This window comes from Rhizobium sp. RHZ02, assembly GCF_014851575.1.
GTDB classification, from domain to species: Bacteria; Pseudomonadota; Alphaproteobacteria; order Rhizobiales; family Rhizobiaceae; genus Rhizobium; species Rhizobium altiplani.
Genome location: NZ_JACUZX010000008.1, coordinates 174,570 through 194,256 on the forward strand (window position 1 = coordinate 174,570; position 19,687 = coordinate 194,256).

Below are 19,687 nucleotides of genomic sequence, written 5' to 3' on the forward strand. Positions count from 1 at the left end.
GCAACTCTCCTTCTCAGTTTGAGGAGAGCCGGTTCCCGAACCCTGCTCGCCTCGGCAGGGTTTAGGGATGACGGACTGCTTCTAACGCACCATCGCTCCCGCCAACCCTGCAAGGGTGGTCGTCCGCGTCAGCACAATGGTCATCAATCCGATCATGCGCCATGATTTCGCAATCCGCTTGCGGATGTCAACAGCCGGATTTGCGCGGAGAGGGTGGGGAGGTTATGCCAGATCCATGCTATCGAATCGGAAATCTCGTTGAAAACCATCGCCATTGATTTCGAAACCGCCAACGAACAACGCGGCAGCGCCTGTTCGGTGGGACTGGCATGGATTGAGGACGGCAAGGTTACCCGCGTCGAGGAGCGTCTGATCCGGCCGAAGGAGATGCGGTTCTCCGGTATGAACATCGCCATTCACGGCATCCGGCCTGAGCATGTCGAGGACGCGCCGGCGTTTCCGGAAGTGATGGACGAATTCCACGACGATTTCCGAGGTGCGACCATGATTGCGCACAATGCAGCGTTCGATTTCAGCGTCTGGCGCGCGAGCCTCGATCTCTATCGGCAGTCCTATCCGGAGCTGACGTATCTCTGTAGCCTGAAGATGGCCCAGCGGATCTGGCCGCATTTCCTCTCGCACCGGCTCAACATGATCGCCGAGCATCTCGGCCTGCGTTTTGCGCATCACAATGCCGCCGAGGACGCCGCCGTCTGCGCGCATGCCGCGATCGCGATGGCAAAGGCTGTCGGGGCGGCTGCAGTGAACGCCATTCCCGCTCTGATAGGCATGAAGCCTGGCAGGCTGACGTCGACCGGGTATGAGGCCTGCACCTGCAGGAAGGCGTGAACACTTCCTTGTAAAGGCATCAGGCGCGCTTACCTAAGATGCGGATGCAATCAGGGAACCGTCATGTCCAGAAAGAGTTACATCGCGCTTGCCGCTGCTTCACTCATCGGCCTTAGCGCCGGCGCTGCCTCAGCCGACGTCGTCGGCAAGGTCGGGGTCGACTGGATTGGCAACGACATCATCATCGATGCGGTGGCCGACCCGCAGGTGAAGGGCGTGACTTGCCACGTCACTTATTTCGACCGCAGCGTTATCGATCGCGTGAAGAACGGCAACTGGTTCGAAGACCCCTCGAACAACTCCATCTCCTGCCGGCAGACGGGGCCGATCGAGATTGGCGACATCAATCTGTCGGAGGGCGGCGACGAGGTGTTCAAGACGGGCATGTCGCTTATCTGGAAGAAGCTGGTCGTCAACCGGATCTACGACAAGAAGAACGACACGCTGGTCTATCTCGCCCACTCCCGCGAACTGACTGATGGCTCGGCGAAGATGGCGATTTCAACCATCCCGCTATACGGCCAGTATGTCACGTGGAAGAACGGCAAGCCGCAATAGCAACACGCCTCGTCGCGCTAGGCGCGGCTCTTGGGATGTGCCGGCAGCTCGTCGCAGATGACATCCCAGGACACCTTTTCAGACGTCCAGACGTGAAAGGTCGGATGATACTCATCCGGGTCGTCGAGGCTGACTGTCATGATGTCGATCAGGTCTGGGTCGGCATCGTTCTGATAGCCGATCGGAGAACCGCATGAGCCGCAAAATGTCCTGACAACGCCTCTCGAGGAGGCAAATGCCCGAGGGGCTCCCTGTTCGTATACCAGCGTTCGCACGGGAAAGGTGACGAACGGAAGCGTAGGAGCCGAAGCGACCTTTCGGCATGTCTGACAGTGGCAGATGCCGCTCGCCAGCGGCGCCTCGTCAATTCTGTATCGGACCGCACCGCAGCCGCATCCTCCGGTGTGACGGGTTTTCGCCTCGCGCATTCTGCGTACCCCGTTGTTCTTCTGACAACCATTCGAACGCCCGTTCGCGCACTTCGTTCACTCGAAGCGACGTCGGACGATGCGATGAGGAGATAGCCTGCAATGCGGCCCTAACAATGACCGTACAGAAAAAACCGCTCGCAACGGTTCGATGCGAGCGGTTCGAAAATCTCTTGGCGGTTATGCTGGCTGGTCGCGTCAAGCAGCCTGTGCCAATTCGTCGGCGATTACGGTGTCGAGGTTTAAAAAGCAGACCATGGTCTTTTCCAGGGCGACGATGCCGCGGCAGAAGGCGCGCTGGGCTTCCGGGATGATCTCCGGTGCCGGCTGCAGGTCTTCGCTCTTGATGGTCATCATGTCGGAGACCTGCTCGACCAGCAGGCCGACGAGCTTGCCGGCAATGTCGGTGACGATAATGGCGGAGCGCTCCGACGGCTCGGTCATCTTCATGCCGAGGCGGCAGGCCATGTCGATGACCGGAATTACCGCACCACGAAGATTGATGAGGCCGAGGACGTAGGGCGGTGTGTGCGGCATTGGCGTTACGGGCGCCCAGCCGCGGATTTCGCGGATCGCCATGATGTCGATGCAGAACTCCTGCTCGCCGAGATGGAAGGAGACGATCTCGAGATGCGATCCGGTCTGGTTGATGACGGTATTGTTCATGATCAGAATTCTTCCCAGTTGTCTCCGGCCGGTACGGCCATGGCTCTGGCGGTTGCGCCGCCGCTGAATGCGCCCGCGACCTTGCCGATAAGGCTTCGTGCGGGAGATGGTTTCGGATGCGAGACTGCGGTGGCCTCCCGCGGCGTGGAACGGGCATTCATGCCTTCGCCGATCTTGAACGTCTGGATCAGGTGGATCAGGCTGTCGGCATCGGTGGCGAGCGCGTGACTAGCTGCGTTCGTTTCTTCCACCATGGCCGCATTTTTCTGCGTGACCTGGTCCATCTGGCTGATGGCCGTATTGATTTCGTTCAGTCCGGTAGATTGTTCGCGTGCAGAGGTTACGATTGATTTAACATGCTCGTCGATGCGCAAAACATCTTCGCCGATCTGGCGCAGGGCTTCGCCGGCCGCCGTTACGAGTTCGCCGCCGGCCTTTACCTCGGCGCCGGATTTTCCGATCAAGGCCTTGATATCCTTGGCGGCACCGGCCGCGCGGCCGGCGAGTTCGCGTACTTCCTGTGCTACGACAGCAAAGCCCTTGCCGGCTTCGCCGGCGCGAGCAGCTTCGACGCCCGCGTTGAGGGCGAGGAGGTTGGTTTGGAAGGCGATCTCATCGATGACGTTGATGATTGTTCCGATCTCGCGCGAGGCGGTCGCGATTCGCTCCATCGCAGCCATGGCATCGGTCACGACCACATCTGATTTCGCGGTATTCTGCCGGGTGTGGGCAACCATGTGGCCGACTTCCTCGGCACGGTTGGTGGCGTTGCGAACCGTTGCGGTGATCTGGTCGAGCGCCGCGGAGGTTTCCTCCAGCGAGGCCGCCTGTTGTTCCGTACGCTTGGCGAGGTCGTCTGCTGCCGAGCGCATCTGCTGGCTGTTTGCCTGGATGGAAGTCCCGTTTCGGGCGATCCCGGCCATTGTCTGGCGGAGCGTCGCCGTGGTGTGATTGAAGTCGGTGCGCAAGCGCTCAAGCTCTGCCGTGAACGGCTGATTGATGGTGACTGTCACGTCTCCGCCCGCGAGGCGCGTAAGGCCGTCGCCCAACGCATGGACTGCATCGTTGAGCGCTTCGGCGTCCGCAAGCTTCGCTGCTTCACGGCTGCGGCGCTCGGCGTCGCTCTGCTGGCGTTCGCTGTCGCTACGCGCCTGCAATTCCTGCTTCTCGATTGCGGCAAGCCGGAAGCTCTCCGCTGCGCGTGCCATGTCGCCGATCTCATCGCCCCGGTCAGTGGCGGGGACAAGGCTATTGAGATCGCCGCGCATGATGCCCTGCATGCTTTTTCGCACACCCTCGATACCGCGACGGATGGAACCGCCATGAATGTATTGCAGGGTGCCCATTGTCAGGATGGCGACGATGCCAAGTCCCAGCTGGATCAGTATCGCCCGCTCCGAGATTGCGTTTGCCTCGTCGATCCGCGCTTTGGCCAATTCGCCGCCTTCGTGGGCGAGCTTGTCCAGTGTCGCGCCCACCTTGTCGCCGCCACCGTCGATGGCGTCGTCCAGCTTGTCAAATTCACTGTCCGGCGCCCCGGCTTCGACAGCAGATTTCAAGTCTCCGACGACATTTTTCCCCAGAGACGCCACGTCTGCATCATAGGTGGACAACAGGTTTCCGGCGTTCAGCTCTTCGCCCAGGCGGTGCATCTCCTTGGAGCTGTTCTGCAGCTCGCCGATCGCCTCGTTCATCAGCTTCAGGCGTTCGGGCATCACGGCGCGATCGCCACGGTCGACGATGGTGTCCATGGCGGCAAGAATGAGGGTGAGGTTTGCGGCGCGCATCTCGTTAATCTGGTCGACGCTGGCCTGGATTTCGTTGGCATGTCTCAAAGCCGCGTCGGCGCTCGAATTTTGATACCAGCCAACTGCAAGCATCGAGCCGAAGCCAATGAACGCCGCGCCGGCAAGTGTCCCCAGCCGTTGGCCTACAGAGAGGCTCTTGCGCACTTTCATATCAGTCATTGATGATCATCCCCCTCCGCGATGAGACGCGGTGTGCATCTTGCGCTCACGCGGATAGCCGGGGATTGAAATGCCGGGTGGACCTCATGTCACGAGAACGTAGAACGTTCTATCCATTCCTAAATATAGATATGTATTTTTAAGTATTTGCTAACCCTCAAAGATTGCAACCGTCTTTGTTTCATCTGCTAAGTGGTTGAAGATTTTGGTTTTTGTGAAACCGATTTCGCCTTTTCCGTGTGCTGGTGGGGCAATCGGTCGCCACTGGGAAACGTGTTGTTGAATTGCGCCCCGAAGCAGGAGGCGATATCACCCGATAAACGGGAATAATCCCGATCTTTGAGGTTCGATCGATGAAGACTGTCCGCATTGCGGTCTGGGTTGCGGTGCTGCTGATGGCCGGAATTCTCGGCTGGCTGACGCTTAATGTCACCAAGACGAAGGAGGCCGTTTCCGAGGGGCCGTTCGGCGTGCCGTTCACGCTCGTTGCCCAGGACGGCAAGCCGATCACCGAGCAGGCCTTCCGGGGCAAGCCGACGGCGCTCTTCTTTGGCTTCACCCATTGCCCGGAGGTCTGCCCGACAACGCTCTTTGAGATGAACGGTTGGCTGGAGAAGGTCGATCCGGATGGCAAGAAGCTGCAGGCCTATTTCGTGACCGTCGATCCGGAGCGCGACACGCCTGAGGTGATGAACGAATACGTTTCCAACGTGTCCAAGCGCATCGTCGGCATATCAGGCGCGCCCGACAAGATTGCCGATGTCATCAAGGGCTACCGCGTCTACGCCAAGAAGGTTCCGGTGGACGAAAGCAATCCGAACGGCGACTACACGATGGATCACACGGCTTCTGTCTTCCTGCTCGATTCGGAAGGGCGGTTCTCCGGTACCATCGCCTATGGCGAAAATCCCGATACGGCTGTAAAGAAACTGGAGAACCTCGTCAGCAAGGGATGACGGCATGGCGTCAGGGCATCGCAGCATCTTGATCGCCGGAGCCGGTGCGACTGGTCTGACTGCTGCTCTTGAACTCGCCCGCCGCGGCCACCTCCCGCGCATCGTCGATAGCGACGCCGGACCGGTGCCCCTAACGGAAAGCCGTGCTCTCGGCATCAATGCCAGAACGCTGACGCTGCTTTCACCTTCGCGTGTGACGGACACGATCCTGCAGGAAGCGCAGCAGATACAGCACTTCCGGATCGCCGCCAAAGGCAAGGTCCTTGCCGACATCGACACCACGGAGGTTCCCGGTCCCTACAGTGCCATCCATGCGCTGGCGCAAGGGCATACCGAGCGGCTGCTGCTCGGCAAGCTTTCCGACTACGAGATTGCTCCGGAGTGGCAAACCGTCGTGGAGGCGGTTTCCGGCGATCTTTCGAAACCGAAGGTGACGCTAAGGAAGCTGGATGGTTCGGTCGAAACCGCGGATTTCGATATCGTGATCGCGGCCGACGGGTCCCATTCAACGGTGCGAGAAGCCCTCGGCATCGGTTTCCCCGGGCAGGTGCTGGAGAGCAGCTTTTACCTGGCGGATTTTCGCTACGCCGGACCGGTCGATCCCAGCTTTGCCGAGATCAGCCTGTTCGATCCTGGCATGATCGGGCGCTTGCCTGTGACGCGTGACGTGCTGCGCTACATTTCGACGCTCCCCGATTTCGAGAGCCGCATCGAGCATCCCGCGCCCATTGCTGAGCGGGTCTGGGCGTCCGATTTTCGCATTCACTTTCGTCGTGCCGAGGTAATGGCGAGGGGCAACGTTTTCCTTGCCGGGGATGCTGCGCACATTCATTCGCCTGCCGGGGCGCGGGGGATGAACCTTGGCATCGAAGACGCATGCTGGTTGGCCTGGCTGATCTCGGAGAGGCGGGAGCAGGAGTATGCGGTGCTCAGGATGCCTGCTGTGACGACGGTGCTGAAGCAGACCCATCAATTGACATCGCTAATCACAATGACACATCCGATGGCAATCGCGATCCGCAATCTTGCCGTACCGGTTCTTTTGCGGATACCTGCATTCCGACAAAAATTGCTTCACGGTGTTTCCGGATATGATACGCAGTCGCCGCCCTGGATCGATGGCGCCCCATAAAAGAAAGAGTGATTGTGAGTGAAATACGCCTTTATGTGACGACGACCGAAGTGCAGGCCGGTGAGATTCTGGACCTGCTGTCCGAGGTCTTCGGCGAAGAAGACTTCGCGATCGCGACGACTGAAATCGACGAGAAGAAGGACATTTGGGAAGCCTCCGTCTACATGATGCGTGAAGACGAGGCGCAGGTTCGCGCGCGTGTCGAAGGCGCGCTGAAGACGAGCTTTCCCGACGCCAAGGTCGAACGCGAGGTGATCCCTGACGTCGATTGGGTCGCCAAGTCACTCGAGGGCCTGAAGCCGGTTCGGGCAGGGCGGTTCCTCGTCCATGGCTCGCACGACCGCGACAAGGTACGGCCCGGGGACATTGCGATCGAGATCGATGCGGGCCAGGCGTTCGGTACGGGTCACCACGGTACGACGGCTGGCTGCCTGGAGACGATCGATCGCGTTCTTCGTTCCCGCTCCGTGCGGAATGCGCTCGACCTCGGAACCGGTAGCGGCGTTCTGGCGATTGCCGTGAGGAAGCTGCGTAACATTCCCGTTCTCGCCACCGATATCGACCCGGTCGCAACTCGGGTCGCGGCCGAGAACATCAGAAGCAACGGGATTGCGTCCGGTATCTCGACGGCGACAGCGCCGGGTTTTCACTCGACGGCCTTTTCCACACATGGTCCCTTCGATCTCATCATCGCCAACATCCTCGCGCGACCGCTGATCAAGATGGCGCCGCAGCTCGTCAACCACCTGGCGCCGGGAGGGTCGGTCATCCTCTCCGGCATTCTGGCCGCGCAACGCTGGAAGGTGCTTGCCGCCTATAATGGTGCGCACCTGCGGCATGTCCGCACGATCTGGCGAAACGGTTGGGTGACGATCCATCTCGACCGCCCTTGAGATGAAGGCAAAAGAAAAGGCGGTGCCAATGGCACCGCCTTGAGACCAGTTTCCCGGTCAGTGCCCGCGAGCTCGAAGGAGGAGGAGCGCTCGAGCGGGCTTCTACTGTTCTGATCGCCGATCCCGTGAGGGAGGAGGAGAAGGGAGCGGCGAGTTGCTCAGAACGTGTAGCTGGTTGCGACCTGATGGCGCGTAACCCTGTGGCCGGCGCCGAGCAGCTTGAGGGTGTCCTCGTGCGGCGGACGGCGCGAGCCGATGATGTGACGCACAGTCTGGCGCTCGCCAGCCTGCACCGGGCTGCTGTAAGCGAAGCGCGACAGAGGGGCAGTCATATCCAAATTCCTTTTGTTTCGTTTCAGGTTCGTCTCGAACCCGTCTGATGGCGCCTGTATAGCGATTTAGAAAAGCTGAGGGAGAGGGTTTCCTTCATGGGAGCCATGCAGAGAATGCATAAAGCGTGCCAGTTTGTGAATCGGCGCCTCATTTCCGCCGAATTATTGCGCGGCTCTCACTCAGGTATCGCGTCGCAATTTCTCGTATTCTCCTGAAATTCCGATACCATAGCCGAATCTCTTCGCTGAGGGGATCGTCCAAAAAAACGGGTTATTGAGCATGTTCCAGTCTTTCGAAGTCACCTCGACGCCACAATTCGGCCGCGATCGCGTTTCGGCCCTGCGCGCAAGCTTTGATGCGCTTGGCATCGACGCCTTTCTGGTGCCGCGCGCCGACGAGTTCAACGGCGAATACGTGCCAGCTTGCTCGGAACGCTTGTCGTGGCTGACGGGTTTCACGGGCTCGGCGGGGGTCGCGCTGGTGACGCGTTCGGAGGCGATTGTCTACGTGGACGGGCGCTACGTGACGCAACTTGCCGAGCAAGTCGACAACGCGCTCTTCACCGGTGGGGACCTTGTGAACGAGCCGCCTCATGCCTGGCTTGCAAAGAATGGCTCCAAGGGCTTGCGTCTTGGCATTGATCCCTGGCTGCACTCCGGGGCGGAGGTGCGGCGACTTGAAAAGGCGCTTGCCGAAATTGGCGGTTCGCTCGTTGTCCTGCCTCACAATCCTCTGGACAAACTCTGGAGCGACCGGCCGCAGGAGCCGTTGGGGCAGGTGACAATCCAGAACATCGTCCAGGCGGGCGTGCTCGCAACCGACAAGATCGCAACGGTCGCGGCCGATCTTGCAAAGAAGAACCTCAAGGCGGCGCTGATCGCGGATCCGTCTTCGGTCGCCTGGATCTTCAATATCCGCGGTGCCGATGTCCCGCACACGCCGCACCCGCTGGCGCGGGCGATCATCTATGCCGATGGCAAGGCGGACCTCTTCCTCGACAAGCGCAAGACCGGTATCGAACCCGAAGCCTATCTCGCTCAGATGTGCATGCAGCTTCCGCCGTCGGAGCTCGAAAAGAAACTGTCAGCTGTTGCAAAGGATGGTGGTCGCGTCTTCGTGGATCCTGACCTCACCTCGTATGCCCTGGCGGAGATCATTCGCAAGGGAGGTGGCGAAGTCGTGGAAGGGAATGATCCCGCAAAGCTTCCGCGAGCGGTGAAGAACAACGTTGAGATTAACGGTTCCGCGGCCGCGCATCTGCAGGATGGCGCAGCGATGGTCGAGTTTCTCTACTGGCTGTCGCAAGTCAAGCCCGGGACCGTGACGGAAATCGACGTGGCGGAGAAGCTCGAAGCAGCGCGCGCCCGTGTCGGGCAGAGCATGCAGAACCCGCTGAAGGACATTTCGTTCGATACGATTTCCGGTGCCGGCGAGCACGCGGCGATCATGCACTATCGCGTCACGACGGAAACGAACCGCAAGCTGGAAGCCGGGGAGCTTTTCCTGATCGACTCCGGCGCCCAGTACATCAACGGCACGACGGACATTACCCGCACCGTCGGGATCGGTTCGGTCACCGAGGAGCACAAGCGCTTCTTCACGCTGGTGCTGAAGGGCATGATCCAGATCAGCACCGCGCGTTTTCCGAAAGGCACCCGCGGCTGCGATCTCGATCCGCTGGCCCGCATCGCGCTCTGGCGGGCGGGGGCCGATTTCGCCCATGGCACCGGCCACGGTGTCGGGTCCTACCTTTCGGTGCATGAAGGTCCGCAGCGCATCGCCAGGTTATCAACGCAGGAACTACTGCCGGGGATGATCCTCTCGAACGAGCCCGGCTACTACCGTCCCGGCGCTTTCGGCATCCGCATCGAGAACCTGATCTACGTCCGCGAGGCAGAGGCAATCGATGGCGGCGACACGCCAATGCTCGGGTTCGAGACGCTGACCTTCTGCCCGATCGATCGCAGCCTCGTCATTCCAGAACTTCTGAACCATGACGAGTTGCATTGGCTCAACAATTATCATGAGCGCACGCGGGAGGCGCTGATGCCGCTGATCCACGACCACGACGTCAAGGCGTGGCTGGAGAACTCGACCTTGCCGCTGGAATACTGAGCCAGGCGGCCTTGCTCGCCGCCGATGGCGTCACATGCCGATCGTGTGACGCCAGCCCAGAACGAAGAGCCACGCGACGATCAGCATCCAGGTGTGCGAGGCCCGCAGGCCAACGACGAGTGCGACGAGCAGGGCCAGCTTCGAATCCCAGCCCCCGATGAAGAAGGCCGGCGCGACAAGCGTCGTCAAGACTGCGGCTGGGACCGCAGCAAGTGCGGCCTCCATGCGTGGCGGAATGCGCTTCATCGTGGTGATGAGGATATAGCCGCCGATGCGGGTTGCGTAGGTTGCAACCGCCGCAGCGACGATCACGAGTGCCATATGAAGATCGAAGGCCATCGTCATACCTCGTGCAGATCGGATTCGAGTTCCTGTTCGTGGGGCGGCGGTGGGAACAGGGCGGCAAGGATGATTCCCGCTGCGGCACCCAGGCTGACGTGCCAAGGTGAGCCGACATAGTGATAGGCGACAACAGAGGCGACCGCACTGACGGCGGCGACCGGCAGAAAGTTGTCGCGATGGCGGAAATCCAGGACGATGCCGAGGAAGTAGGCCGGCAGCAGGATGTCGAGACCGATCAACTTCGGGTCGCCGATGTAGTTGCCGAGCAGCCCGCCGAGCAGGCTCACCAGGACCCAGGGGATGTAGATGATGATGCCGAAGCCGAGGTACCAGACAAAGGTGACCGGCTTGCCGGCTTCGCCGCGCTTCAGCGTTTCGGCAAACTGCGGATCGACCAGCAGGAAAAAGGTGAAGAATTTCTGGAGCGGCGAAAAATGCTTGATGTAAGGGGCGATGGCCGCCGAATAGAGGACATGGCGAAAGTTGACGGCCAGGATGGAGGCGACGATCAGCCACGCCTGGACGTTATGGCCGAACAGTTCGAGGCCGACCATCTGGCTCGCGCCGGCATAGACCGTGGCGCTCATGAAGGTCACTTCCGCGAGCGACATGCCGTTATCGACTGCGAGCGCTCCAAACAATGCCCCAAACGGGGCCGAGGCCATCGCAATGGCTGAGCCACCGCGCAAGCCGTCGAAAAAATCAGCGCGACTCATCGGCGATAATCCTTCTGGAATTTTGTCCCCCGTCTAGGGACGGGCGGTATCCGCCGCAAGCAAATTTCCTTGATTGACCGATCGATTTCGCTGAACGATGCACACGCGACTGATTGCCGTTCGAGGAACAAAGATGACCCGGATCGAACTTTCGAAAGAGGAAAAGGCCGAACTCATTGCGCGGATCCAGCACTATTTCGATAGTGAGTTGGACCAACCGATCGGCCTCCTGAAAGCGGAGTTTGTTCTCGAGTTTTTCGCGAAGGAAGTTGGCGCCGCTTACTACAAGAAGGGGCTCGAGGATGCGCAAGTCGCGCTTGCCAGACGCATGGATGACTTTTCCGAGGACGTCTATGAGTTGCAGCGGACTGCGACGGAGTGATCAGCCTTCCAAAATTTGTCGGCTGGTGACGATGTCGATGCCGTGCTCGCGCATTTCCTTGACCGCGGTCGCAACACCTTCGGGCGTGATCCCACGGCTGGCATCTTCGACAAAGCGAACCCGCACTCCGGGCATCATTTCGGTCGCATCGAGGACGGAGAACTTCACACAATAGTCGGTTGCGAGACCGCAAACGTCGAGTTCCGTGACATCCTGCCCCTCGAGAAAGTCGGCGAGCCCGGTGAGGGCGTCCTGATCGTTGTCGCGGAATGCCGAGTAGCTGTCGACACCGCGATTCTCGCCTTTCTGGAGGATGAGATCGATCTCGCCCGTCTTGAGATCGGGATGCAGTTCAGCGTCCACCGTTCCTTGAACGCAATGGTCCGGCCACATCATCTGCGGCTTGCCGGAGAGCGTCCCTAGTTCGAACGGCTGCTTGCCGGGATGAGATGAGGCAAAGCTTCCATGGCCGGCAGGATGCCAGTCCTGGGAGGCGACGATCAGGTCATACTTGCCGCTCTCGATCAGGCGGTTTGCGATGGGAACCACTTGGTCGCCATCCGGCACCGGCAGGTTGCCGCCCGGGCAAAAGCCATTCTGAATATCGACTAGAAGCAAGGCTTTCATCGGTGCGACTCCCTCGATTTGCACTGCAACATGCCAAGGGCCGAGGGACGGCGCAAGCGCCGAAACGCTTCGCCGCATGGGCGGCGAAGCGGGCCTTGAAATGGTCAGGTCGGCCGGTGCCCCTTCAGCCCATAAAAGGCAATGTAAGCATAGCACAGAACCGGCATCAGGAAGGCGAGATGTATGCCGATCGTGTCAGCAAGGGCGCCTTGCAAAAGCGGCAGCAAGGCGCCGCCGACGATTGCCAGGCAAAGGATTCCAGAGCCTTGGCTCGTGTATTTTCCAAGGCCGTACAGTGCGAGACTGAAGATCGTTGGGAACATGATCGAGTTGAAGAGGCCGATTGCGAGGACCGACCACATGGCGACGTGACCGCCCGAGAAGACGGTGAGTAACAGCAACAGGATGACCGCGGCTGCATTGAAGGCCAAGGCCTTGCCGTCATCGACGTAGCGCATCACGACAGCACCAATGAACCGGCCGATCATCGCGCCGCCCCAGAAGTAGGATACATGATGGGCGGCCTCGGCTTCCGAAAAGCCTGCGATATCCGGCTGGCTCATGAAGTTGACCAGGAAGCTGCCGATGCTGACCTCCGCGCCGACATAGAGGAAGATGCCGATTGCGCCGAGCACGAGATGGCGATACTGCCAGGCCGAGCCGCCGCCGGTGATCGGCTCAATATCTTCCGCACCTTCAACCTGGGGGAGCTTGAGGGCTGCAAAGAGCGCGGCGAGTGACAGGAAGGCGACAGCCAGCAGCATATAGGGGAACTTCACAGCGCTCGCTTCGGCAAGCCTGACGGCGTCGAGTTGTTCCGGAGTGGTGCCCGCAACGGCGGCCGCTGTCGCAGACAGGATCAGGACTGCGCCGAACATCGGGGCTAGTGTCGTGCCGAGGGAGTTGAAGGCCTGTGTCAAGGTCAGGCGGCTTGCGGCGGTGTCGGGTGGACCGAGGACCGTGACATACGGGTTTGCCGCGACCTGTAGCACGGTGATCCCAGTTGCCAGCACGAAGAGGGCGCCGAGGAAGAGTGCATAGACACGGTAGCTTGCGGCCGGAATGAAGAGCGCGCAACCGATGGCGGAAATGATCAGGCCCGTCACGATCCCCCACTTGTAGGTGATGCGCTTGACGAGCGCGCCGGCGGGCAGGGAGACGATGAAGTATGCGCCGAAGAAGCAGAGCTGGATCAGCATCGATTGCGTGTAATTCAGCTGGAAGACGTTCTTCAGGTGCGGAATGAGAATGTCGTTCAGGCAGGTGATGAAACCCCACATGAAAAACAACGATGTCAGGGCCACGAGGGCAAATTGATAGCTCGCTGCCGGGGAAGCCGATGCCGGGCGCGTCGTCGCGGCACTGTTGGTGATGATACCAGCCACAGTCTTGTACCTCTTGTTCTTGTTGCGCCGGAAATTTTCTCTTGAAGCCGTCGAAACGGCGGGCCGGCGGTGGCTCGGCAAGGCGCTTGGGAGGAGGCATGCAGCAAGCCACAAGGCTCATATATCCATTTGAAACCAAATTGGTAGTATTCAAACGATTTTTATTGTGCGTTGCGGCGGGTGGTTCGCCCCTGCGAACATGTGCTGACGCGGCCGGTTCTTGCGCCGGCGTTCCAAGACCGTGGAGAGATTTCCTGCGCCGGGGAAATGGTCAGGCCGCCGAAGCGGACTTTTCATTCGCCGCGACGCTGCCTTGTCCTTCTGTCCTGCGGCTGGCGTGATAGGCGCGTTTCTGCGCGTACATCGCAATGTCGGCACGCCGCACCATGGCTTCCATCGTTTCCCCCGGCTCGCTTGTCGCGACACCGAGCGATATGCTGAGCGGAGCATTGGAGTAGAACTGATTGTTGATCTTCAGCAGCTCGCCGATGGTCTCGACCATTGCGGCGACAGCCTGCTTGTCGGCGCCGGGCATCAGCACCGCAAACTCGTCGCCGCCGATGCGGGCAGCATGGTTTGGCTGTGTGGCGGCGCCATTCAGAACTTCGCCGAGACGGCGCAGCAGCGCATCGCCGGCATCGTGTCCCAGCTGGTCATTGGCCTCCTTCAGGCCGTTGAGATCGATGACGACAGCCGAGACCGGCCGCAGCGACTTGCGTTCGAGCCTGTTCAACTCGTCCACGTAGAAGGCGCGATTGTGAAGCTTGGTCAGGACGTCGTGCTTGCCGAGATATTCGAGGTAAGCTTCGGCCTTCTTGCGCGCTGTGATGTCGGTGAGGGCTACCTGCACAAGTGCCCAGTCGCCTTCGTGGCCGGGAAGGACGGAGAATTGCAGAAGGACGTAGCGCTCGGAGCCGTCGAGGGCGTAGTTGATCACTTCGCGCTGATGAAAGAGCCGGCCGTTCCAAAGCTCGATCAGCTGTTCGCGGAAGTGTTTTTCCATGTCGTCGCGGAAGACATCGCCAATGCGCTGCAGAAGCGTATGCCGGTCGGGTGCGCAGAACAGGTCGAGGGTTGCCTGGTTGACGTCGATCACCTGGATCTCGCTCATGCACTGACGCACGAACTCGGGATGGACATCGGTGAAAACCCTGAAATCGTCGATGCCGCGATCGCGGACATTCTCAATCAGCAGTTTGATCTGGCTGAAATCCTCGACCCAGAGCGAGACCGGGGAATGCTCGAAGATGCCTTCGGCGTAGCGGCGATTTTCGCGCTCCTTGCGGCGCGCTTCCTCACGTGCGGTGACATCTTCCGTTGTCAGCATTATCTGCGCAAGCGACTGCTCATGGCCCGGCAGCACCGAACCACGGAGCTGGATATCGAGCCTGCGGCCGGACAGCGTATAGTTGACCGCGCTGCTGGTGAATTCGGTCTTGCCATCCCAGAGTTCTGCCAATTCGTTGACGTGGCTTTCGAGCATCTCGTCGCGAAACACCAGGCCGAGATTGGCGACCAGGTGGTCGAGATCGTTAGCCCCGAAGAGTTCGAGTGTCTTTCGGTTGACGCGCAGCACGCGGATAAGCTGTGAGCAGGCGGCGACGCGCGTTGTGTCTTCTCTAAGGTAAGCTCGGATGTCTTCGACGCCCTCAGCGCGCCAGCGATCGAATTGCGCCTTGACCCCGCTGAAATCCTCGATCCACATCGCGATCGGTGACAGGTCGAAGATATCGGAGTCGCTCATGATGAGACTTTCGGTTTGTTGTCGCATGTGTGGAGGCGCAGCGTTGTTCGTCGGCTTTTAAGCATGATTCGTAAACCTTCACTTGATGCGGCGAAGATCGGTTTCCCGATCCTCGTGCGATTCATGCCATTGACGCGCGCTCAGTCAGGCCAATCTAGAGATAGGAGACCTTGTGCCCGCGACAGTGCGAGTGAGTGATGATGGTGAGTAGCGTTCAGAGTCTCGGGCGACAGGCGACAGTCGCGACGGCCAAATTCTGTCTCGTCATGTTGGTCATGATTTTCCTAGCGGCAGGATCCCTGGCTTACTGGCAAGGCTGGGTGTTTCTCGTGCATTTCTGCGGGTGGTGCGCAGTCCTCACGGCCTATTTCGTCAAGCGCGACCTGGAACTGGTCCGGAAACGCATGAGTGTCGGACCGGCGGCGGAACGCGAGCCATCGCAGAAGCGCATACAGTCCTTTAACAGCATCGCGATCCTTGCGCTTTTCGTCGTTTCGGCGCTCGACCACAGGTTCGGCTGGTCGGTCGTTCCGGCCTCGATCGTGCTTCTCGGCAATGCATTGATCGCGGTCGGCTTTATCGGCTGCTTCTTCGTGCTCCGGCAGAATTCGTTTGCCGCGGCGACAGTCGGCGTGACGGCGGGGCAGCGGGTGATTTCGACCGGCCTCTACGGCGTGGTGCGCCATCCGATGTATGCCGCGGCGTTGGCGATGTTTTTTGGCGTGCCCTTGGCGCTGGCTTCCTATTGGGGTCTGCTTGTGTTGGCTCCCGTCATTGGTGGTCTGGTCGCCCGCCTCCTAGATGAGGAGAGGTATTTGGTGGGCAATCTGGTCGGCTATGCCGAGTACCGCAGCCAGGTCCAATGGCGCCTGGTGCCTGGGATCTGGTGACGGATCATTCCTCTGGAGGCTGGTGAGGCGGCGGCCCTTGCGGTAAATATCGCGGCAGGTCGATGGAGGGCGTCGTGGCAATCAGGGTCGTGCAATTGGGTTCGCCGCGGGCAGAAGGCGAGGGGGTGCGGATCGGTACCGTCCGCCGACCGCCACGGGGCGTGCCGAAGGAAGAATTTTCCAGCCGCAACTACTATGACGTCTGGCTGCCGGTGCTTTCGCCGAGCCAGCCCCTTGTGACGGAAGCGAAGGCCGCGACGACTGACGCCGAGTGGGCGGCCTTCGTCCGCAGCTTCACGAAGGAAATGAAAGTGCCGGAGGCGAGCCATGTGCTAGACCTGCTCGCCACGCTTTCGCATGCCAGTCATTTTTCAATCGGATGCTACTGCGAGACCGAGAGCCGCTGCCATCGAAGCGTGTTGCGGCGCCTCCTTGAAGAGCGCGGTGCGACATTTGCCGCGGAAGGCTGTGCCTGATGGCTGCAGAGGATGACCTGAAGCGAAAGCCAACGACCGAGCCCGGTCCTGATGAGAAGATCGATGCGACCTTTCGCAACGGGTCACTGACGGCAGCCGGCATCATTCTCGGTTTTTCCCTGAGTTTCATGAGCCGTTGGGCTTCGAATCCGAACGACTGGAGCCGGATCGATATCCTGCCGATGTTGCTGCTGACGGTAGGGATTGCCTTGCAGGTCAAGGTCTTTGCCGATCTGCTGGCCAGGGACTCGCTGATTGCGGCCAAGTACGATCGGGCGAGGCGCCTGTTCCTGATCGGAATCGCGGTCGTCGCCGCCGGGATCGGGCTCGCATTGCTCAACGACATACTGGGGTTGGGATCGATGCCGATCCTGGGGTGAGCGGGCGCCACGCCCGCTCCATGAATTCGGACTTCCTCGCTTGTCGGTAGTCGTTCGTGTACCTGCGGGATCAGGTCCCTAGGATGATCTTGCTGCAGGCAAATGCGACGGTCGGACTGCTCAACACCGCAATCATGAGCGAGGCTACGATCAGAGGCAGCGAATAACGTTTCATCTGCGTCCTCCTTCTCTCCCGCGATCGATGCGCGCGGGAGTTCAGTATGCGGGACGCGGGGCAGTAAACGAAGTCACGAAAGGGTGAGGCAAGCCGCGCTGTCGTTTGCTGCAGTTGTTGGTACATTATCTGAGGTCAGTGAGTTGGCGGTTCCGCTTTAGGAAACCCTCTCCACAAACCCATCCAAGACGCGCTTCTGGCCTGCCCGGTCGAACTCGATCGTCAGCTTGTTGCCCTCGATCTCCACGATGTTGCCGTTGCCGAATTTGAGGTGGAAGACGCGATCGCCGGTCTTGAATTTCGAGGGCTCGGCGGCGGTTGATTTCGCCACGAGTTCGCCATCGATGGTGCGGCTGCGCGGGCCGCTTTCGCCGTAGCCGATGCGTTCGACGGCGTGGCCAGAACGTGTGCCCCAGTTGTCGCGGGTGGCGTCCGTCTTGTTCTGCTGGGCACGCTTCCAGCCGGGCGTCGAATAGGAGTTGGCGAAGGGGTCAGCCTTGTCGAAACGGGACTGGCCGTAGCCACCGCGACCATAGCCGCCGTAGCTCTGCTCGGCTTCCGCCACCTCGACATGCATTTCCGGCAGTTCGTCGAGGAACCGCGAAGGGATGGTCGACTGCCAGAGACCGTGGATGCGCCGGTTGGAGACGAACCAGATGTGGCAGCGGCGCTTGGCGCGGGTGATGCCGACATAGGCAAGGCGGCGTTCTTCCTCGAGGCCGGCGCGGCCGCTTTCGTCCAGTGAACGTTGGTGCGGGAACAGGCCTTCCTCCCAGCCCGGCAGGAAGACGGTATCGAACTCCAGGCCCTTGGCGGAATGCAACGTCATGATCGAGACGGCGTCGAGGTTTTCGTTCTGCTCGGCGTCCATGACAAGCGCGACGTGCTCGAGGAAACCACGCATCGACTCGAAGCTCTCCATCGAGCGAATGAGTTCCTTCAGGTTTTCGAGGCGGGTCGGCGCGTCCGCCGACTTATCGTTCTTCCACATGTCGGTGTAACCCGACTCTTCAAGGATCTGCTCGGCAAGCTCAGTGTGCTGGGTGTTTTCCAGCATTTCCTGCCAGCGGCGGAATGATTGGACGACGTCGAAGAGAGCTTTGCGCGCCTTCGGCTTCAGCTCGTCGGTTTCGATCATGTCGGCGGCTGCGGCCAGCATCGGAATGTCGCGGGCGCGGGCATAATCGTGGAGGGCGCGCACCGTCGTATCGCCAAGACCGCGCTTCGGGGTGTTGATGATGCGCTCGAAGGCGAGGTCGTCGGCAGGCTGGGCGACGAGGCGGAAGTAGGCCATGGCATCGCGGATTTCGAGGCGCTCGTAGAAGCGCGGGCCGCCGATGACTCGGTAGTTGAGGCCGAGCGTCACGAAGCGGTCTTCGAACTCGCGCATCTGGAATGAGGCGCGCACGAGGATCGCCATGTCGTTGAGCAAATGCCGCTTTCCATTGGCGCCGCCGCGTTGAAGTTGCTCGATCTCCTCGCCGATTTCCCTGGCTTCCACCTCTGAATCCCAGGATGCGTGCACCTGGACCTTGATGTCATCGGGGTCGCTGCGGTCGGTGAAAAGCGTCTTGCCGAGGCGGCCTTCATTGTGAGCGATCAGGTGGCCGGCGGCGCCAAGGATATGCGCCGTCGAACGATAGTTGCGCTCCAGCTTGATGACCTTGGCGCCCGGGAAGTCCTTCTCGAAGCGGAGGATGTTGTCCACCTCGGCACCGCGCCAGCCATAGATCGACTGGTCGTCGTCGCCGACGCAGCAGACGTTCTGCGGCTCGCCCTTCGGGCGCTGGGCAAGCAGCCGCAACCACATGTACTGGGCTGTGTTGGTGTCCTGATACTCGTCGACAAGGATGTAGCGGAAGCGGCCGTGATACTCCTTGAGAAGATCCGGGTTTTTCCGGAAGATCGCGATCGGGTGCATCAGGAGATCGCCGAAATCGCAGGCGTTCAGCGTCGAGAGCCGTTGCTGATAGGCAAAGTAGAGTTCGCGGCCCTTGCCGTTGGCAAAGGCGCGGGCGTCGCCCTCGGGAATGTCGCCAGGGCCGAGGCCCTTGTTCTTCCAGCCATCGATCATTCCGGCGAACTGCTTGGCAGGCCAGCGCTTGTCATCGAGGCCTTCCGCCTGGATCAGCTGCTTGATCAGCCGGACGACATCATCGGTGTCGAGGATCGTGAAGTCGGAGCGCAGGTTTACGAGTTCGGCATGGCGGCGCAGAAGCTTGACGCCGATCGAGTGAAAGGTGCCGAGCCAGGGCATGCCCTCGACGGCGCCGCCGACGAGCACGGCAATACGTTCCTTCATCTCGCGGGCGGCCTTGTTGGTGAAGGTCACGGCAAGGATCTGCGAGGGGAAAGCGCGTCCAGTGTTCAGGATATGGGCGATGCGCGTCGTCAACACGCGCGTCTTGCCGGTGCCCGCACCGGCGAGCACGAGTACGGGGCCTTCCAGTGTCTCGACGGCTTCGGTCTGTTCAGGGTTCAGGCCGGAAAGATAATCGGGGCGCCTGCCGCCATCGCGAGCTGCCATGGCACGGGCGGCGAGCCCTCCGGCGGCTGGAGCGGCAGGGGTCGGCTGCTTGCGCGGCGGCTCGCCCGGCTCTTCATCGAAGAAGGGGATATCGTCGAAACTATTGCTCATGGCGCGTAATGTAGTGATTCGGGATCGAAAGACCA

General features: G+C 60.4%; 20 protein-coding genes. 10 read left to right on the top strand and 10 right to left on the bottom strand.

The window, feature by feature from the left end; genetic code table 11:
* Positions 1 to 258: 258 nt before the first annotated feature.
* Both IB244_RS15210 and IB244_RS15215 read left to right on the top strand, forming a co-directional pair.
* Positions 259 to 849, top strand: coding sequence for a 3'-5' exonuclease (locus IB244_RS15210; RefSeq protein WP_018858337.1), 591 nt, complete (start codon positions 259 to 261; stop codon positions 847 to 849).
* A 63-nt stretch (positions 850 to 912) separates the two neighbouring features.
* On the top strand, positions 913 to 1,407 hold the full coding sequence (locus tag IB244_RS15215) for a CreA family protein (RefSeq protein WP_192304705.1): 495 nt from the start codon (positions 913 to 915) through the stop codon (positions 1,405 to 1,407).
* Between the two features lie 17 nt (positions 1,408 to 1,424).
* Here the strand turns inward: IB244_RS15215 and IB244_RS15220 are convergent, their stop codons facing one another.
* The 3 genes from IB244_RS15220 to IB244_RS15230 form a co-directional block, all read right to left on the bottom strand.
* A complete protein-coding gene (locus IB244_RS15220) occupies positions 1,425 to 1,835 on the bottom strand; it encodes a GFA family protein (protein WP_018858339.1) in 411 nt (136 codons plus the stop codon).
* 198 nt (positions 1,836 to 2,033) lie between these two features.
* Positions 2,034 to 2,501, bottom strand: a complete 468-nt coding sequence (locus tag IB244_RS15225; protein ID WP_018858340.1) for a chemotaxis protein CheW — start codon at positions 2,499 to 2,501, stop codon at positions 2,034 to 2,036.
* A gap of 2 nt (positions 2,502 to 2,503) precedes the next feature.
* Positions 2,504 to 4,468 carry a methyl-accepting chemotaxis protein gene (locus IB244_RS15230; protein ID WP_026371943.1) on the bottom strand — a complete coding sequence of 655 codons (1,965 nt, stop codon included), beginning with the start codon at positions 4,466 to 4,468 and terminating at the stop codon, positions 2,504 to 2,506.
* A gap of 353 nt (positions 4,469 to 4,821) precedes the next feature.
* Between IB244_RS15230 and IB244_RS15235 the strand changes: the two genes are divergently transcribed.
* Genes IB244_RS15235 through IB244_RS15245 form a run of 3 tightly spaced genes read left to right on the top strand, consistent with a single transcriptional unit; the run spans position 4,822 to position 7,449 of the window.
* Complete coding sequence (locus IB244_RS15235) at positions 4,822 to 5,424, top strand: SCO family protein (protein WP_018858342.1); 603 nt, start codon at positions 4,822 to 4,824, stop codon at positions 5,422 to 5,424.
* Between the two features lie 4 nt (positions 5,425 to 5,428).
* Positions 5,429 to 6,556, top strand: coding sequence for an FAD-dependent oxidoreductase (locus tag IB244_RS15240; protein WP_018858343.1), 1,128 nt, complete (start codon positions 5,429 to 5,431; stop codon positions 6,554 to 6,556).
* Between the two features lie 14 nt (positions 6,557 to 6,570).
* Positions 6,571 to 7,449, top strand: coding sequence for a 50S ribosomal protein L11 methyltransferase (locus tag IB244_RS15245; protein WP_192304707.1), 879 nt, complete (start codon positions 6,571 to 6,573; stop codon positions 7,447 to 7,449).
* A gap of 158 nt (positions 7,450 to 7,607) precedes the next feature.
* Here the strand turns inward: IB244_RS15245 and IB244_RS15250 are convergent, their stop codons facing one another.
* Entirely contained in the window at positions 7,608 to 7,781 is a 174-nt protein-coding gene (locus IB244_RS15250; RefSeq protein WP_018858345.1) for a hypothetical protein, read from the bottom strand.
* 280 nt (positions 7,782 to 8,061) lie between these two features.
* Between IB244_RS15250 and IB244_RS15255 the strand changes: the two genes are divergently transcribed.
* The gene (locus IB244_RS15255; RefSeq protein ID WP_018858346.1) at positions 8,062 to 9,897 is read left to right on the top strand and encodes an aminopeptidase P family protein; all 1,836 of its coding nucleotides are present in this window, start codon (positions 8,062 to 8,064) and stop codon (positions 9,895 to 9,897) included.
* A gap of 30 nt (positions 9,898 to 9,927) precedes the next feature.
* Here IB244_RS15255 and IB244_RS15260 read toward each other — a convergent pair whose 3' ends face one another.
* Positions 9,928 to 10,236: an AzlD domain-containing protein gene (locus tag IB244_RS15260; RefSeq protein ID WP_025659392.1), complete on the bottom strand. Its 309-nt coding sequence runs from the start codon at positions 10,234 to 10,236 to the stop codon at positions 9,928 to 9,930.
* A 2-nt stretch (positions 10,237 to 10,238) separates the two neighbouring features.
* Positions 10,239 to 10,955, bottom strand: a complete 717-nt coding sequence (locus IB244_RS15265; RefSeq protein WP_018858348.1) for an AzlC family ABC transporter permease — start codon at positions 10,953 to 10,955, stop codon at positions 10,239 to 10,241.
* 133 nt (positions 10,956 to 11,088) lie between these two features.
* Between IB244_RS15265 and IB244_RS15270 the strand changes: the two genes are divergently transcribed.
* A complete protein-coding gene (locus tag IB244_RS15270; RefSeq protein WP_113471819.1) occupies positions 11,089 to 11,337 on the top strand; it encodes a DUF2164 domain-containing protein in 249 nt (82 codons plus the stop codon).
* On the opposite strand, the gene pncA is transcribed toward IB244_RS15270, so the two are convergent.
* From pncA to IB244_RS15285, 3 genes are all read right to left on the bottom strand, one after another.
* Complete coding sequence (gene pncA / locus IB244_RS15275; RefSeq protein WP_018858350.1) at positions 11,338 to 11,964, bottom strand: bifunctional nicotinamidase/pyrazinamidase; 627 nt, start codon at positions 11,962 to 11,964, stop codon at positions 11,338 to 11,340.
* 104 nt (positions 11,965 to 12,068) lie between these two features.
* On the bottom strand, positions 12,069 to 13,340 hold the full coding sequence (locus tag IB244_RS15280) for a sugar MFS transporter (RefSeq protein ID WP_312867233.1): 1,272 nt from the start codon (positions 13,338 to 13,340) through the stop codon (positions 12,069 to 12,071).
* A 280-nt stretch (positions 13,341 to 13,620) separates the two neighbouring features.
* Complete coding sequence (locus IB244_RS15285) at positions 13,621 to 15,093, bottom strand: sensor domain-containing diguanylate cyclase (RefSeq protein ID WP_192304709.1); 1,473 nt, start codon at positions 15,091 to 15,093, stop codon at positions 13,621 to 13,623.
* Positions 15,094 to 15,290: 197 nt separating this feature from the next.
* Between IB244_RS15285 and IB244_RS15290 the strand changes: the two genes are divergently transcribed.
* From IB244_RS15290 to IB244_RS15300, 3 genes are all read left to right on the top strand, one after another.
* The gene (locus IB244_RS15290) at positions 15,291 to 15,983 is read left to right on the top strand and encodes a methyltransferase family protein (RefSeq protein WP_192304711.1); all 693 of its coding nucleotides are present in this window, start codon (positions 15,291 to 15,293) and stop codon (positions 15,981 to 15,983) included.
* 74 nt (positions 15,984 to 16,057) lie between these two features.
* Positions 16,058 to 16,459, top strand: coding sequence for a DUF488 domain-containing protein (locus IB244_RS15295; protein WP_026371947.1), 402 nt, complete (start codon positions 16,058 to 16,060; stop codon positions 16,457 to 16,459).
* Positions 16,459 to 16,839 (top strand): hypothetical protein, encoded by a 381-nt coding sequence (locus tag IB244_RS15300; RefSeq protein ID WP_018858355.1) that lies wholly within the window; start codon positions 16,459 to 16,461, stop codon positions 16,837 to 16,839. The genes IB244_RS15295 and IB244_RS15300 overlap by 1 nt, the downstream gene beginning before the upstream one ends.
* A gap of 332 nt (positions 16,840 to 17,171) precedes the next feature.
* Here IB244_RS15300 and IB244_RS15305 read toward each other — a convergent pair whose 3' ends face one another.
* The gene (locus tag IB244_RS15305) at positions 17,172 to 19,652 is read right to left on the bottom strand and encodes an ATP-dependent helicase (RefSeq protein ID WP_018858357.1); all 2,481 of its coding nucleotides are present in this window, start codon (positions 19,650 to 19,652) and stop codon (positions 17,172 to 17,174) included.
* Positions 19,653 to 19,687: the final 35 nt, after the last annotated feature.

Coding starts and splice junctions, on each gene's coding strand:
- IB244_RS15215 (WP_192304705.1), top strand. CDS start 913: ATGTCCAGAAAGAGTTACATCGCGCTTGCCGCTGCTTCACTCATCGGC.
- IB244_RS15220 (WP_018858339.1), bottom strand. CDS start 1,835: ATGCGCGAGGCGAAAACCCGTCACACCGGAGGATGCGGCTGCGGTGCG.
- IB244_RS15225 (WP_018858340.1), bottom strand. CDS start 2,501: ATGAACAATACCGTCATCAACCAGACCGGATCGCATCTCGAGATCGTC.
- IB244_RS15230 (WP_026371943.1), bottom strand. CDS start 4,468: ATGACTGATATGAAAGTGCGCAAGAGCCTCTCTGTAGGCCAACGGCTG.
- IB244_RS15235 (WP_018858342.1), top strand. CDS start 4,822: ATGAAGACTGTCCGCATTGCGGTCTGGGTTGCGGTGCTGCTGATGGCC.
- IB244_RS15240 (WP_018858343.1), top strand. CDS start 5,429: ATGGCGTCAGGGCATCGCAGCATCTTGATCGCCGGAGCCGGTGCGACT.
- IB244_RS15250 (WP_018858345.1), bottom strand. CDS start 7,781: ATGACTGCCCCTCTGTCGCGCTTCGCTTACAGCAGCCCGGTGCAGGCT.
- IB244_RS15255 (WP_018858346.1), top strand. CDS start 8,062: ATGTTCCAGTCTTTCGAAGTCACCTCGACGCCACAATTCGGCCGCGAT.
- IB244_RS15260 (WP_025659392.1), bottom strand. CDS start 10,236: ATGGCCTTCGATCTTCATATGGCACTCGTGATCGTCGCTGCGGCGGTT.
- IB244_RS15265 (WP_018858348.1), bottom strand. CDS start 10,955: ATGAGTCGCGCTGATTTTTTCGACGGCTTGCGCGGTGGCTCAGCCATT.
- IB244_RS15270 (WP_113471819.1), top strand. CDS start 11,089: ATGACCCGGATCGAACTTTCGAAAGAGGAAAAGGCCGAACTCATTGCG.
- pncA (WP_018858350.1), bottom strand. CDS start 11,964: ATGAAAGCCTTGCTTCTAGTCGATATTCAGAATGGCTTTTGCCCGGGC.
- IB244_RS15285 (WP_192304709.1), bottom strand. CDS start 15,093: ATGAGCGACTCCGATATCTTCGACCTGTCACCGATCGCGATGTGGATC.
- IB244_RS15290 (WP_192304711.1), top strand. CDS start 15,291: ATGATGGTGAGTAGCGTTCAGAGTCTCGGGCGACAGGCGACAGTCGCG.
- IB244_RS15300 (WP_018858355.1), top strand. CDS start 16,459: ATGGCTGCAGAGGATGACCTGAAGCGAAAGCCAACGACCGAGCCCGGT.
- IB244_RS15305 (WP_018858357.1), bottom strand. CDS start 19,652: ATGAGCAATAGTTTCGACGATATCCCCTTCTTCGATGAAGAGCCGGGC.